Below are 14,892 nucleotides of genomic sequence, written 5' to 3' on the forward strand. Positions count from 1 at the left end.
GCCAACCCGATCAGGACTAAGCATGCTGATGAAGGGCAGAAGCTGTTTGTCCAATGCGGGCAGGGCAAGAAAGGCGGCCCGGAGGTTCGGAGCATCCGCCTCGCTTAGCGCCAATGCGTTGGTCCAAGACCGAAATCGCGGCTCAGACAAAGAAAAAGCCCGCTGCCGGGAGGAGGTGGCAGCGGGCTCGATTTCGAATGAGACACGGGAGGAGGTGCGCCCCATTCAGCGTCGGCACCACATCTGGGAGGAGTAGATGGCCGACAACATGATCATATCGATAGCCGCGGATATTGCAATGCACAAATTGTATCTCGCAAGTGCGAAATCATGCCGCATCCGCTTAGTCGATCCTTGAAAAGTGCGGTCAGGCTGCGGCTTTCTTACGGGCGCGCTTGGCAGGGGCCGGCGCACCTGGTTCCTTCGGTTTGCGGCCCAGGCCCATGGTCTTGGCCAATGCCGAGCGCGCGGCAGCGTAGTTCGGTGCCACCATGGGATAGTCCGCCGGCAGCCCCCATTTGGCGCGATATTCGGCGGGGGTAAGGCCATAGTGTGTAGCCAGGTGACGTTTGAGCGACTTGAACTTCTTACCGTCCTCAAGGCTGACAATGTAGTCGGGTGTAACCGATTTTCTGATCGGTACGGCAGGGTTGAGAGGTTCCGACTTTTCTGGTGCGGCACCACCGGCACTGCCTTTCAATGCGATGTGGATCTGGCCGATAAGCCCAGGCAGTTCACCGACGGGAACCGGATTGTTCGAAACATAGGCTGAGACGACATGGGCGGTGAGTTCGATGAGGTTGTCAGCTTTCGTCTCAGTTTCTTCGGTCATGAAAAGCTCCTGCGGGCTTAGACTAGGCGGTGGAGAATCAATTCATAGCTTAATAGTGACGATGGCGTTTGATGGCAACCAAGCCATTGCACGATCTGTTGGCGGATCGCTACAGACCCGGCCGCAGTCGCAGGACATTCCTCTTCAACCGTCATCGTCCTGACAACACCGCTGTGCCATGGTTGGGCCGCGTCGATGCGGCGCCTCTTCACGCAAATTGGTTATTCGGATAGTTGGGAGAAACGAATGCACGCTAAGGCTTTCAGCAACCCCCTTTTCGTGAAGCGCGCAACGCACATCGTCCAAGAGATTGCCGGCCTTGCGGATGCGATCGATTTTCTCAATGAATGGCCGGAAGAACGCAGAGACGTGATCCACGAAGCCGCCCTGAGGGCATGCTACGATGCATACGATGGGCGCAAGCCGGTAAGCACGGCGCGCAATGCCTTTTTCGGCTTTGCGAAGCGGGTCGCCATATTGGAAGATCCAACCTCGGCGATGCAGTGGATTGCCGCCTGCAGATCGGGCAGTGGAAAAGTGCAGGTGTAGACTTCGACGATATGTTTGGGACTGGCAAGGCGCGTCAAACAGTGCACTATTGTCCAGGTTTCATGGCTAGACCACGCGAATGAGAAGCAGCTCCTCACCACCGACTGCAAAACCGCAGATCGCACGCAAGCTGACCATGGCCAGACGCGCCCCATGGCGATCGCTTGCCCGCCGATGGCCAGGTTCGGCGGCGCAGGTGCAGCGGTCGCGTTCGACCGAGTAAACAAATACGACCCGGGCAGTTTGCCGCAAGTGGCTGTGGAGGAGGGGGGATGACCGGGTTGATCAGATTTGAGAGGCCAGTCGTTGTTCAGGTCAGCCGCCGCAGCTCAGAGCGTATCGTGTTCGACGTCAACGACGCGGCCGCTATCTTGCTGCGGGATCTGCATCATGAGACCGATAAACGCAGAATAGCGATGGACATCTGTCTGCAGGTGTTACGCGGTAAGACCCATGCGCCAGCCGCTCGACGAGCTTTCGTCGCAGCCGCGCTCGAAGCACGCATTCTACGCAACGATTGAGATTTATGACCCCGCTCATGAATTTCGCCCATTTGCGCATCGCTGCTTGGCACGGTTCGAACACCGCTGCCGGCATCGCCAGGAGCAAGCCAACCCGGCGCTTTCCGCGATGGCTTTCCTGGTCCGGCGCCGGACCTTCACCATCAAAACACAGGGGGTCCGCCAGCCAGCACCGGCCGCTCGGCTCGGCTGCGGCGGTCGTGGTTGGAGACAGAGGCAGACGGGCCATTGCGCGGGAGTTGGCCCGCTGCAGATGGCAGAGCGCGATGCCGCCTCAATAGTCTCCAGAAGTGCTGTTTGAACGTTCCCCAGCTTAGCGCTGCATCCGGTTTCCCGGAACACGCTCCGCGACGCCTCTCCCGATGGTCGCCGATGATCGGGAGTGGAGGTTTCGGCGATCAACATCGGAAAGATGATAGTGATACTGGATGATCCCAATCCGGAATAATCCGAAACTGGCTTGCGGTCAGCCGTCTCGTTTCTGGCCGGCTCATTTGAGGGCCCGCCTCCTTCGATCGCCACCAACGCCGACCTTTGGAACAGCTGACTTCGACGCTCCATAACAAAGGCCTCGGCCAGGCCAAGGTTGCCGAGGCGCTTCGTCACCGGCAGCTCGATTTCTTTGGGTGAGCCGGATAGACTCAACCTACTTCGCACGGGGTGCAGCGTCGCCGCTCATCCCCGGCGAGTGTCACCGAGCCCTACGCCGTCTGCGCTTTTTCCCGAATTGCGCGTGCCGCAGCCACCATGTTCACCAGGGCAGGGCGGACCTCCTCCCATCTGCGCGTTTTGAGGCCGCAGTCGGGATTCACCCACAGTTGGCGGTCCAACAATCGATCGCGCGCAAGCATAATGAGGTTGGAAATTTCGCCCACTTCCGGGACCCGCGGCGAGTGAATGTCATAGACGCCAGGACCGATATCGTTCGGATACTTGAAGGTTCGAAGCGTATCGAGCAGTTCCATCTGCGAGCGAGACGTTTCAATGGAGATCACATCGGCATCCATTGCGGCAATCGCGTCCACGATGTCGCCGAACTCAGAGTAGCACATATGGGTGTGGATCTGGGTCGCATCCTCGACGGCCGTTGAAGCCAGCCGGAAGCATTCGACGGCCCAGTCGAGATAGGCCTCCCAGTCGGCCTGGCGCAGCGGCAAGCCCTCGCGCAGTGCGGCTTCGTCGATCTGGATCATCTTGGCGCCGGCCTTTTCAAGGTCGCTCACTTCATCGCGAATGGCGAGCGCGACCTGGCGGCAGACGGCTGAGCGCGGAAGGTCGTCTCGGACGAAGGACCAGTTGAGGATCGTCACCGGGCCGGTAAGCATGCCCTTCACCGACTTCAGCGTTAGCGACTGGGCGTATCGCCACCAATGTAGTGTCATCGGATTTTGTCGCGACACATCTCCAATTATGATCGGGGGTCGCACAAAACGCGAGCCATAGCTCTGCACCCACCCGTGTTGCGTGAAGGCGAAGCCGCAGAGCTGCTCGGCGAAATACTGCACCATATCGTTGCGCTCGAATTCGCCGTGGACCAGCACGTCGAGTCCGATCTCTTCTTGCCAGCGAACGGCGGCTTTTATCTCTTTCTTCAGGAACGCTTCATAGTCGATGTAACTCAGCTGGCCTTTGGCATGAGCTGCCCGCGCCTTGCGAATCTCGGCTGTTTGCGGGAAGGAGCCGATCGTCGTGGTGGGGAAGGAGGGCAAGCCAAACGCGTCGGCCTGAAGCTTGGAGCGGACGGCAAATGCGCTCTTCCGGCGCGTCATGCCGACCTTGATGCTGGCGAGCCTGCCTTCGACGAGCGGATCATGCACCTTCGCGGATGTCGCGCGAACGGCGGCAGCCTCAGCCGACGCCTCCAGTTCGGCGGCGACTGCGTCCCGGCCTTCGGTCAGGGCACGGGCGAGCACGACCAGCTCGTCGGTCTTTTGCGCTGCGAAGGCGAGCCACGACCTCACATCCGCATCGAGTGCCGTCTCCATGTCGAGGTCGATCGGCACATGCAGCATCGAGCAGGACGGGGCAATCTCCACCCGCTGCAGCGGCCAACCGGCGACAATCGGCTTGATACCGTCAAATATGGCAGGCAGGTTCGCGCGCCAGACGTTGCGGCCGTCGATCAGCCCGAGCGAGAGCACAAGCTCCTTCTGCGCGAGCCGGCCGACGGCCTCCAACTGCTCTGGAGCGCGCACGAGATCCACGTGCAGTCCCGCCACGGGCAGAGAAATTGCGGTCTCGAGATTGTCTCCCAGCGATCCGAAATAGGTAGCGACCATGATCTTCAACTCGGGTGCTGCTTTCGACAGCCGGGAGTAGGCGAATTGGAGCGCATCCCGTTCGTTGGGAATCAGATCGAGCACGAGCGCCGGCTCATCGATCTGCACCCAATCGGCTCCCGCGAGCTTTAGCCTCTGCAGGAGCTCCTCGTAGACGGGCAGCAGCCGTGGCAGGAGCGCGATAGGGTTGAAACCTTCCTCAGGCGACTTCGCCAACTTGAGAAAGGTAACCGGTCCAAGCAGGACCGGGCGAGTGTGGATGCCGAGCGCCTTGGCCTCGAGGAAATGATCGACCGGTTTCGCCGACGAGAGGGCAAAGCTCTGATCGTCCGTGAGTTCCGGCACAATGTAGTGGTAGTTGGTGTCGAACCATTTGGTCATTTCCATCGCGGCAAGGCCATGCCCATTGGCCGCATGCTCGTCACCGGCATGTCCACAATCCGCGGCCTGACCTTGGTTGCCGCGCGCCATAGCGAAATAGATATCGAGTGGGACCTCGCCGCCAGTCCAGGCGTATCGTGGCGGCACGGCGCCGACCATGGCGACGGTGTCGAGCACATGGTCATAAAGTGAGAAATCGTTGGACGGGATTTTCGACACGCCGCGATCGTGCTGCTCCCTCCAGCTAGCGGCACGCAGCGTCTTCGCCGTCGCGAGCAAGTCGGCAGCGGGAGATTTTCCGGACCAGTAGTTTTCAAGCGCGAATTTCAGTTCCCGCCGTCGACCGATACGCGGCACGCCGAGCGTTGCTACAGGAATTCGTTGAGAGATAGTCATGCCATACCCCGATGGTTGGGGCGGGGGACAAGGAACGCGCGAGTAGGCGGCACGAAGCCGAGCTACCGCGACCACCAGACACCCCGCCCGTGGACGTTGTTCGTCGTGGCAGGTCTCCTGGCTCGCGGGTCAAAGCCTCTGCCCGTCTTCCCGAGGCCGTTCGCCTCAGTGACATCAATGGGCTTGGCTCGCCGCTAACAGTTGCGGGGGCAGCGCCGGCATCGCACCGGCTTCCCTCTTAGCTCCGCTACGGCAGTGCCGCGCGGAGAACCATGACATGCGCACAATCACAGCCGCCTCGCTCCTTGTCAATACCATATAACGAGATGTTTATGTGATTATGCGAATACGCGTTGCTTTGATCGGTCTCTTTCGTCCAAAGCCGCATACGACGGTCGGGTCGGTCGAAAATCGCTGTCAGCGCCGCCCCGTCGCGCTCGAACTGCGTCCACCGAAGTGCTTCAGGGTGTTTTCCGACTGGCCGGCCGTCAACGCAAGTGCCCATTCGCCTTCCACATCTTCAAGCCAAAGATGGGGGTCATCGTCGGGTGCATTCACAGTTGGCCCGAAATCGAATTCGGTCATGTCCGGACAACCAGAGAAATGAAAGCGCGATGGCTTCCGTCTGATCGGCGCTCAGTATTGGAGGCGGTGCCCGCATGTTGGAACAGCGTGATCATCAGGTGGGGTCTTCTCGGGTCGGCGGCGTCGCAGTGCTCTTGCGCACAGGACTGTATCTGTCGTGCCAACTGGGAAAATCGTTTCGGAACAATGCAATCGCTCTGGAAGCGTTGTGTTACATCGCGGACATCGTCGAGGATCCGACAACGGGCGCACACGGTAATCACCGGATCAACTCCGGTGCGATCGCTGGAACGCGCAGAACTAAAGCAGTGAAGCTCACGAATGAACTTGCTCTTGCCCCACATGGGTGTACTTCGACTAAGTTGTCACGCTTATCACTTCTTTTCTGGATGCGGGCCGGCTGTTCCTCCCGATCATTGCCCAGGTTGACGGCGGCATGCGGAACGTAGAGGAGCGTTCGGTCTTCGTGTACGGGTGCGTTCGGCTTATTGGTTCACTATGATCTGGCCCAGATCGGCAAGGCACTCGACCACGTAGTCCGGTCTGAATGGATACCGCTCTATGTCAGCCAGTTTGGTCACCCCAGTAAGCACAAGGGCAGTTCTCAGGCCCGATTCCAGCCCTGCGAGCACGTCGGTATCCATGCGGTCCCCGACCATGATGGTATCGACAGCTCGTACTCCCAGCCGGTCGAGCGCGCCGCGCATCATGAACGGGTTCGGCTTCCCGACGAAATAAGGCTGACGGCCGGTGGCCTTCTCGATTAGTGCTGCGGCAGCCCCGCACGCCGGATGGGAGCCCCGCTCGGTCGGGCCAGTCGCATCCGGATTGGTGGCGAGAAAACGCGCGCCCTTCGCCACAAGCTCGGCGCCAGTTGCGATCTGCTCGTAATGGTACGAAATGGTATCTCCCAGGACCACGAATTCGGGGGCAAACTCCGTTATTCGGCAGCCTGCCTGCCGCAGGGCCTCGACCAGACCGTGGTCGCCGATGACATAGGCAGTTGATCCGTGCTTTTGCAGTGCCATGAACCGCGCGGTGGCGAGCGCTGATGTGTAGATGTGCTCTGGCTGCACGGCGAAGCCAACCGCTCTTAGACGCTCGGCATGATCTTCGGGCGTGAACCGCGAGTTATTGGTGAAGATCTGAAACGGCTCACCTCTGGCGACTAGCCCGGCGACATAGCCGACCGAGCCAGAAATCGGCTGGCCGCCCCGGACCAGGACCCCGTCCATGTCGAGCAGATGCGCTGTAATCATTGGATCAACCCTCAATGTCTTTCGTGGATGCACGGCCTGGGCACGTCTTGTGTCACTGAATCTTCTCCAGGCGAGAATGCCGGCGACTGTACCGATTCAGAGCGATGCGCGAAGGGCGCTCAGTTGGCCGTGCGGCGATAAGGAGGTTGCGGCGTAAACGTTTCGGTGGCGCCAATTCGCCGTGCGGACGCCCTGCACCGTCAGGTTGACTATATTCGCTGTCTCAGCGCACCTGATGGGCAATCGCGTTCTTAGTTCCAGCAGACACTGGCCTGGCGACACGTGCCGCGCTTGGATAGGTGAGCAACCTACCGTCCGCTGGTGGCACCTTGCCTCGTCGCTTTAGAGGGGGTTCAACGTAGCTGGACGTCTAATGCATACTTAAGGCGCGCGCGCCGGGGGGGTACGGAAACGGCCCGAAGCCATCCGCAACAGGGTTGCCAAGCGCCCGAATCATCCCTTTGGTTGAGTCTGCGCTGCCCGAGGTGTCCATCCAGATAGATATCAGATGCCGCCCATGCAGAGGTATTTCATTTCGAGGTAGTCTTCGAGCCCGTGGCGGGAACCCTCCCGCCCGATGCCCGACTGCTTCATGCCGCCAAAGGGCGCCGCTTCCGAAGACATACGCCCCGTGTTGATGCCAACCATGCCGTATTCCAATGCCTCGGCAACGCGCCAGACACGCTTGAGGTTCGAGGCATAGAAATAGGCGGCGAGGCCGTAGATCGTGTCGTTCGCCTCACGCACAACCTGATCCGCACCTTCGAAGCGAATGATCGGCGCCAGCGGCCCGAAAGTCTCCTCTTGCGCAACAGCCATGATGCTGGAAATTTCGGTGAGGACTGTGGGTCTGAAGAAGGTGCCAACCCTGCCGATACGTTCGGCCCCGCATCGAATAATCCCACCCTTGGCAACGGCATCTGCGATGTGCGACTCGATCTTGGCCAAAGCATGCCTGTCGATGAGAGGTCCGATATCCACTCCGGCAGCGAAGCCGTCGCCAACCGACAAGTGCCGGACTTTCTCCACGAACTTCTCGACGAACTCGTCGTGAACTGTCGATTGGACGTAAAGACGGTTCGCCGAAACGCAAGTCTGGCCGGCGTTGCGGAATTTCGCCTGGATCGCGCCGTCAACCGCAGCGTCGATATCGGCGTCATCAAAGACAATGAAAGGGGCATTGCCGCCGAGCTCGAGGCTGACCTTCTTGATCTGGTCCGAGCACTGGCGCATGAGCAGCCGGCCAACCTCGGTCGAGCCCGTAAAGCTGATCTTTCGCACCTTGGGATTGGAGCAGAGTTCGCGTCCAACGGCATCACCTTCGGACGCATAGACCAGGTTGATGACGCCGTCGGGAAAGCCGGCTTGCTGCGCGAGGGCGAACATTGCGCCTGCCACGAGCGGCGTCTGTTCAGCGGGTTTAAGCACAATCGCGCAGCCCGCCGCCAGGGCCGGCGAGATCTTGCGCGCCACCATCGACGCTGGGAAATTCCACGGCGTAATCGTGCCGACGACACCGATCGGCTGCTTGATCACCATCATGCGACGGTCAATCGATGGTGCGGGGATCGTCTCGCCATAGATGCGATTGGCTTCTTCGGCGTACCATTGCAGATACGCGGCCGCATGCGAAACCTCCGACTTGGCTTCGGCAAACGGCTTGCCCATCTCTGCAGTGAGTATCGCGGCAAGATCATCGGCCTGGTCAATGATCAGTTCATGCCATCGCCACAAAACGTCGCTGCGTTCTCGGGCGGTCAGCGCAGCCCATCTAGGCTGCGCCGTGTAGGCCTTGTCGATCGCAGCGCGTGCCTCCTCCACGCCCATATCGGGTAGTTCTGCCAGCACTTCGCCGCTCGATGGGTTGCGGACCTCGAATACCTGATCGCTAACCGGCGTGCCGAGCGCTGGCAGGCGATCTATGGCCTCAAACAGGTCAGGGGATTTCAAGTGACGGATCATCGGCAGGCACAGGGGCAATACCGGATTCCTTTAAAAAGCAGCGGAGTTGTACGTCGGCAGGCCCCGGTTTGTACTCCGCACCTGCGGGTTCCTTATAGGGCCTCGACCATACGGCTGGTAGAGAATTCGGGTCGCTGCGTCCGATACCGGGAAAAGCCAGCTGGAGCGAAGTTTGGGGCAGGGCGTGTGCGACAACGTTTACCACCCGAGCTTCGGGATGACATCAGGTGCCGCGCCGAGCGCCTGCTTCTCAGGCAAGTCGCGGAACAACTGGTCGAGCCTTCCACTCAGAATCAGTCAATCCGGGGTGAATGCAGCATTCTCTAGGGCATGGAAGGGCGGAAGGTGACCGGCAGGCTCTGCGGGCAGCGAATGACGTAAGACGGCATGTACACAACGTCCTCCGCGGCGATTGTCAGCGCCAGATCCTCCAGCCGCCCAAACAGCGCGGGGAAGGCGCAGCCCAATTCCAGGCGCGTCAGCGCAGCGCCCAGGCACGAATGGGGCCCCTCGCCGAACGACAGGTGCGGGTTGTGCCGCCGGGTGACATCGAACTTGTCGGCGCCCGGACCGAAGGCCCTTTCGTCCCGGTTCGCCGCATGTAACGCCATCAGCACGGCGTCGCCGCGGCGCACCATGCATCCGTCGATCTCCACGTCCTGGGTGGCATAGCGGAATGGCAGATTGGCCGCTGAGCTGCCCCAGCGCAGAATCTCCTCGATCGCCTGTGACCACGGAACTTGGCCGCTGCGCACCAGGTGCAGTTGCTGCGGATGCGTCAGCAATGCCAGCATGCCATTGCCGATGACGCCGGCGACAGTCACGAAGCCTGCAGAGAGCACCATGAACAGCATGTCGATGAGCTCGGTGTCGGAAACGAGCTCGCCATTGTCGCGTGCGAGGATCAGCGCCGAAGCCAGATCGTCGCCGAGCCGGCGCCGCTTGAGCGCGATCAGACGACGGAAGAACTCCGGGATGCGCTGCCGGGTCTGTCGCACCTCTTCGGCTGTGGCGGAGGTGCTGGCCAGGCTGTAGGTGAGCGCGACGATCTCTTCACGCTGTTCGTCCGGTAAACCGAATAGTTCGGCGATCACGTTGGTGGGCAGCGGAACAGCGAACTCGCACATCAGATCGGCACTGCCGCCGCGCTGCGCCATCTCGGCCAGGAGGTGATCGACGCGTTGTTCGATCCGTGGCGCCAGCAAGGCGATACGACTGGGCGCGAAGCTGCTGGACAGCAGGCCGCGCAAGCGCCGGTGATCGGCGCCGTGCGCCGTGGCCATGTTGTCCACTTTGCACATCCCGATCAGCGGATGATCCTCGGGAATCTCGCCGTCCTGCAGCGCCCGCCACTGTCGCCAGTCCTTGTTGAAACGCTGGTCGGAAAGCATCCGCCTGAGCGTCTGGTGACGGCCTGCCGCCCAGGTCACCACACCGCCAGGCAGCGACACCCGCGCCACCCCCCTCTGCTGCAGAATCGCAGAAGACAGATCATCAAGTTGCGTGGGAGCGGCCGGCACACCGATCACGTCGCAATGATCGTTTTCTACGCGCATGCCAACAACTCCCTTAAGACCCATCGCGGTCCCACTTCTCGGCACGGATGATCCGGGCGCGGACTTGGAAAATGCCTCTTCAGGGTGCTCGCCCTTAGAAGCGGTAGGTGAGACCTGCGCCTACCAGCCATGGATCGAGCCTGGCCTTGCCTGTGAGCTTAGCGCCGGCGACAGTGACGTCGAAGTCGGGCTTAAGGAAAAGCTTCTTCACGTCGAAGTTGACGCCCCAGTGCTGGTCCACCATGTAGTCGAATCCGACCTGCAGCGCGGCGCCGAATGTGTTCTTGACCTTGAGATCATCGGCGCTGCCGGCTTGCTGATGATAGAAGATCGTATAGTTCACGCCGGCGCCGACATAGGGCTTGAAGGGGCCGAAATCGGTAAAATGATACTGCAATGTGAGCGTTGGCGGCAGCAGCCAAACCTTGCCGATCTCGCCCAGCCCGCCGATCGAACCTTGGCCATCGATGTTGGCATAGGTGGTGCCGAGTATGAGTTCGGCGGCGATGTTGTCGGTAAAGAAATACGATATATCGAGTTCCGGCGTCACGCTGTTCGAATAGGAAAGACCGGAGCCGGCTACCGCGTTGACGTAGCCCGAATCCTCGGTGATCACCCCCAACGCGCGCATGCGGATCTGCCAGGGGCTTGGCGCTTCCGCGACCGGGGCTCCTACCTTCGGAACGCTCGCGGCTTGATGAATATCTGCCGCGCCGGCCGGTCCCGCAACGATGAGGACGACAGCCGCTGTTACTGCCCGCGCCACGCCAATTCGCGCTCTCGCCATACTCTTCTCTCCTTGATCTTCAGAAGCGACGCACTGCGCCTTGATTGAATCCTGCTCGCATCAATCGAGATTGACGGAGCGCTCATGCGGCATAGCCCACGCATATGTCGTGCCAAATGAGAAAATCATTGCGAAACAATGCGATCGCTCTGAAAGCGCTGTGTCTCATGTCCGACTTCGTCGAAGATCCGACAACGAGTGCAGACGCAGCCACCGTCGGGTAGGCAAATGCAATCCCGAGTCGCCCCGGTTCTGGGACGGGAACGGGCTGTACGTTTCAAACCCTCGGAGATTTCACACGGCGTCAGCCTATGTTCACGATGCCGTCGCAGACCGGGACCGTGGACACAACGGGGGGTGGCTTGCCCGCGTACCTACCCTGACTGGCAATTCGCCGCATGACGGCTCTGCACTTCGGGCGGAGAACCTGTCCCACCTTGGTGTAGATGCGCTGTTTCGATTGCAGCGTCGCTGACGAGACCGCCGTGGCACAGAAGAAGCGATCGCGGACAAGAGCTGGCGGCACCCATGTCCGGAGTCGAAAGACGCATCGGTGGGACGGACAGACCCAGATATTTCGCATCGGCCGCTCGTTTTTTTAAGCCGATCTGCCAGATCGGACCGCATCGCGCAGCTGGTCTGCTCCGGCGGCGAGGCGCTTCTCCCCAAGCGAGGAAAACCCGCTTTGCATCGAAGGCAGCGATGTTTTACGGACATTTGCCAGGATCCGCCGTTTTCAAAGGCACGGCAGGGTAGGTCCTCGCGGTTTGTCCTGATCGACTCGACCGTTTGGCCGCTGATGGGCCCTAGCTGCAGCGCGTTCAGGCCTTCCGACAAGCAAAATATCTGCTACCGACATCGCCACCGGCCTGTCAGAGCTTTGAAGCACCTCAGTCCCACAGGGCGCGCCAGCCGAGCGGGGCGAGCAAGAAGCCAAAGGCGATCACCGAGCCAACGGAAGGCGGGATTTGAACGCCTAGGTTCTTCAGCCGGCGGCATCCTCGCCGGCGAGAGCGTAGACTTTGCGCCAAGACCTTCGCTGCGTCTTGTGGAGGTCTGTGCATCGTGAAACCAGGCTCGTGCGCTGCAGCTACATCGGCGCAATTTTCCGAAGCAGCGCATTGCCACGCGCGAAGTCACCCATCCGAGGAGAAGCTGGCGGACTGGCGGAACGTCGCAGAACCGCCTCGCCGAGACGGAGAATACCTCTCGACAGTTCGTCCGCTTCAAAAGAGCGCGACGATCGACTGAGCGGCTGGAATGCGGGGCATTGCTGTCCGGCAGCCGCGGGCCGCAAGCGGCCGCCTTTGTGCTGTCATCGGGCACTTGAAATAACCGTCTGTTGGTAACCTGTAATCAGGCTACCCTGTAGCCGACGGGGGAAATGCGTTGGTGCTTCTTCTTGTAGATGCAGTAAGTGAGCAAATCATAAGTATTTGAGAAGCTGTGCAACCAGAATATGTGAGGTTCGCCGTTCGCATCATAAAAGATGCTTTCGCCTTCGCCTACCGGACCCCGCTTGCGGTTCGTTGCGTGATCGCAGATCGCGGAATAGGCGACTTCGGTCGTGATACCCGGAAAGTGCTCAGCTAGCGCTTTCGATCTCGGGAAATAGGCCACATTGTCGTTCCCCGCCTTCTCGCAGATATCTCTGTGATAGGGATGCCGGCTGACAACGCCGAAGGCAGGAAATTCCGGATTGCGTTCGCAAACCATTTGCCAAAGCGTTGTCGTAAGGGTGTTCCCGTAGCGCTTGCGAAGCTGCTCGATGCTCTTCCATTCAAACGAGCAGTCCAGCGCTTCGGGACGAAATCTTCCTCCGAGGAACAAGAGATGGCGCCCCCCGTAATTGGCTTCCGCCTCCATTGCCTGATGGAATGTCGGGTTCAGCGTGGACTCATTGTCGCCCAGAAGCAGGGAGCGATGCCAAGGAAGAAGGTCATGTGTAATCTCATGTGCGATGAGGAAGCGTCGCTTCAGCTCGGCTACGTCATCATCGATGAAGATTCGCTTGTCGCCTTCCTTCAGCATCAGGATACCACGAAGGCCATACTGCTGGACCACATCGACCATGCGCTTGGCCGTGCTGGTGATCTCGTTGCCAGCGAGTCGCGCCCGGTGGGCGATCTCATCCAGTAAGCTCAGGTTCGCTTTGCTATAATAGGTAAGGTCAAGCTTTTGCAGCGCGCGCACCTGCTCGAGCCCTAATGGGGGCTCTGGATTGCCGAGATCACGGAGCAGACGTGATATGTGCTCATGGATATCTCGGCGCTCAAAGTCCCCGATTATCGGCTCAATCGCGGACATGGTCATCCATTCTTCTTATCGATTGACGCCAGTACCTTGACGAAATCGTTGAGGTCGCGCCTTTCAGCCTGGCTTAGCTTCGATAGGTCGTCCGAACTCGCGGCAAAACGATGCGCCGCTTCGGTGAGATTGTCGTTCTGCGCAGACGATGCCGCGGTCAGCTGTTCTACAGCACGTGCTGAAACCCCAATGAACTCGGCTAGCTGATGAACGGTACGCGGGCCTGGAACATAGCAGGGATCCTTCTCCACCTTCTCCAATTCCGCCGCATCAACACGAATTTTGGCAGCCAACTGCGCAATGCTCAATCCGTCCTTGCGTCGAAGCTGATGCACCAACTTAAAAAGCACAACAGATTTCTGTTCGGAGGCAGCCGAAGGCTGCCCCGCAGTTGCTTGATGACGAGACTTCTCCTGCATAAGACGTCCAAGCGGAGCTGCATCGCGCAGCGGGAGTCCCGCGTCGCAATCGACATCTGGATCATGTTCGATATGGCTGCGCAGCCAATCGGCAGTGAAATGTAATTTCATGGTCGACTCCTCTTGCTAGTGTTGCACGGATAGGAAAGTCGCAGCATCCCTGCTGGAAAGCTCGAAGTATCTCAGACCTTTATGCACTCCTTCGCTATCCGCTCCAAGATCCGTCATTCCGATCGCATCTCGGTAGAAAACTTCTGCGCCAGGAAGTGAATGCAGACCGATACGGCCACCAAACTCTTCTTCCAGGCTCAAGCTGACGGCCGTGCCAACGAGCACACGCCCCGCACCCTTGTAAATCGGCTCAGCAACCAGCTTTGGTCGATTCCATGGAGCCGTCGCCAGAAACTCCACGTAGATCAGCGGCACTCGCTGATGCTCGGGGTGGCGACTGAAGCAGTCTTGGCCCCCTTTGCGCGTCATCATGATGGCCTGTGTGCTGCCACCACATTCGAGCACGAAGAAATCGAACAGGAATGGATCGTCCAGCGCAACCAGCGCCTTCTTGCCCCATTCCCAATGGGCATCTTCGGCATTGACCTCCGCTAAAGTCTGAAGAGAGGCCTTGGCTTCCCTGCGACGCAACTCAAAAAGCGGCCGCCAGCGTCCCTCGATATGCGCGAGATTCGTGCTGTCCAGGCCATGATACAGATCTGCATCTTCGAACCGGCCTGTTGCGCGATTTAAGAGAAAGACGCGATCGATCAGCTCTTTCATAGAACCATCAGCTCTACTTTTTCTGACTTATCCGCGCTTTCGACAAATACCTTTTCGCCACGCGCCAGTCGATCGTCAACTGATTTGTAGAGCCGCAGCGCCTGGCGAACGAGCGCGGTTTTGGACAGCCCTTTTTCTTCACACATGGTTTCAAGGACGCTCATTTCCGCGTCCGACAAGTTAAGCGTCATCGTGCGCTTCATAGGCGCCTCCCTAACCGGCATTGTTTATGTAGCTATAAAGTCCATAATTGTCAACCAAAAAATGATGATAAAATAGCTACTC

The 14,892-nt window shown here is 59.5% G+C and carries 12 protein-coding genes, 1 pseudogene and 1 riboswitch; of the genes and pseudogenes, 2 read left to right on the forward strand and 11 right to left on the reverse strand.

What is annotated here, in order from left to right; all coding sequences use genetic code 11:
• Positions 1-367 precede the first annotated feature (367 nt).
• Entirely contained in the window at positions 368-832 is a 465-nt protein-coding gene (locus CK230_RS26735) for a MucR family transcriptional regulator (RefSeq protein WP_095780962.1), read from the reverse strand.
• A gap of 246 nt (positions 833-1,078) precedes the next feature.
• On the opposite strand from CK230_RS26735, the gene CK230_RS26740 reads away from it, so the two are divergent.
• Together CK230_RS26740 and CK230_RS26750 are read left to right on the forward strand one after the other, a co-directional pair.
• The gene (locus CK230_RS26740) at positions 1,079-1,381 is read left to right on the forward strand and encodes a DUF982 domain-containing protein (protein ID WP_095780963.1); all 303 of its coding nucleotides are present in this window, start codon (positions 1,079-1,081) and stop codon (positions 1,379-1,381) included.
• Between the two features lie 272 nt (positions 1,382-1,653).
• Positions 1,654-1,902, forward strand: coding sequence for a DUF982 domain-containing protein (locus CK230_RS26750; protein WP_095780965.1), 249 nt, complete (start codon positions 1,654-1,656; stop codon positions 1,900-1,902).
• 701 nt (positions 1,903-2,603) lie between these two features.
• Here CK230_RS26750 and metE read toward each other — a convergent pair.
• The 10 genes and pseudogenes from metE to CK230_RS26800 form a co-directional block, all read right to left on the reverse strand.
• Positions 2,604-4,958, reverse strand: a complete 2,355-nt coding sequence (metE, locus tag CK230_RS26755; RefSeq protein WP_095795972.1) for a 5-methyltetrahydropteroyltriglutamate--homocysteine S-methyltransferase — start codon at positions 4,956-4,958, stop codon at positions 2,604-2,606.
• Positions 4,959-5,047: 89 nt separating this feature from the next.
• A riboswitch (cobalamin riboswitch) is annotated at positions 5,048-5,248 on the reverse strand.
• Between the two features lie 101 nt (positions 5,249-5,349).
• Positions 5,350-5,543, reverse strand: a pseudogene (locus CK230_RS26760) (hypothetical protein); the annotation flags it as partial.
• Between the two features lie 485 nt (positions 5,544-6,028).
• Positions 6,029-6,802: an HAD-IIA family hydrolase gene (locus CK230_RS26765; RefSeq protein ID WP_095795971.1), complete on the reverse strand. Its 774-nt coding sequence runs from the start codon at positions 6,800-6,802 to the stop codon at positions 6,029-6,031.
• 504 nt (positions 6,803-7,306) lie between these two features.
• Positions 7,307-8,782 carry an NAD-dependent succinate-semialdehyde dehydrogenase gene (locus tag CK230_RS26770; RefSeq protein WP_095795970.1) on the reverse strand — a complete coding sequence of 492 codons (1,476 nt, stop codon included), beginning with the start codon at positions 8,780-8,782 and terminating at the stop codon, positions 7,307-7,309.
• Between the two features lie 305 nt (positions 8,783-9,087).
• Positions 9,088-10,320 (reverse strand): cytochrome P450, encoded by a 1,233-nt coding sequence (locus tag CK230_RS26775; RefSeq protein WP_095795969.1) that lies wholly within the window; start codon positions 10,318-10,320, stop codon positions 9,088-9,090.
• A gap of 94 nt (positions 10,321-10,414) precedes the next feature.
• Positions 10,415-11,107, reverse strand: a complete 693-nt coding sequence (locus CK230_RS26780; protein ID WP_095795968.1) for an OmpW family protein — start codon at positions 11,105-11,107, stop codon at positions 10,415-10,417.
• A 1,356-nt stretch (positions 11,108-12,463) separates the two neighbouring features.
• The gene (locus tag CK230_RS26785; protein ID WP_095795967.1) at positions 12,464-13,420 is read right to left on the reverse strand and encodes an ImmA/IrrE family metallo-endopeptidase; all 957 of its coding nucleotides are present in this window, start codon (positions 13,418-13,420) and stop codon (positions 12,464-12,466) included.
• Complete coding sequence (locus CK230_RS26790; RefSeq protein ID WP_095776617.1) at positions 13,417-13,944, reverse strand: helix-turn-helix transcriptional regulator; 528 nt, start codon at positions 13,942-13,944, stop codon at positions 13,417-13,419. The genes CK230_RS26785 and CK230_RS26790 overlap by 4 nt, the downstream gene beginning before the upstream one ends.
• Positions 13,945-13,959: 15 nt before the next feature.
• Positions 13,960-14,607, reverse strand: a complete 648-nt coding sequence (locus CK230_RS26795) for a hypothetical protein (RefSeq protein ID WP_095776616.1) — start codon at positions 14,605-14,607, stop codon at positions 13,960-13,962.
• Entirely contained in the window at positions 14,604-14,810 is a 207-nt protein-coding gene (locus CK230_RS26800; RefSeq protein ID WP_010913797.1) for a ribbon-helix-helix protein, CopG family, read from the reverse strand. Before CK230_RS26800 ends, CK230_RS26795 begins: the two co-directional genes overlap by 4 nt.
• Positions 14,811-14,892 lie beyond the last annotated feature (82 nt).

The organism is Mesorhizobium sp. WSM3859 (assembly GCF_002295065.1).
Lineage (GTDB): Bacteria > Pseudomonadota > Alphaproteobacteria > Rhizobiales > Rhizobiaceae > Mesorhizobium.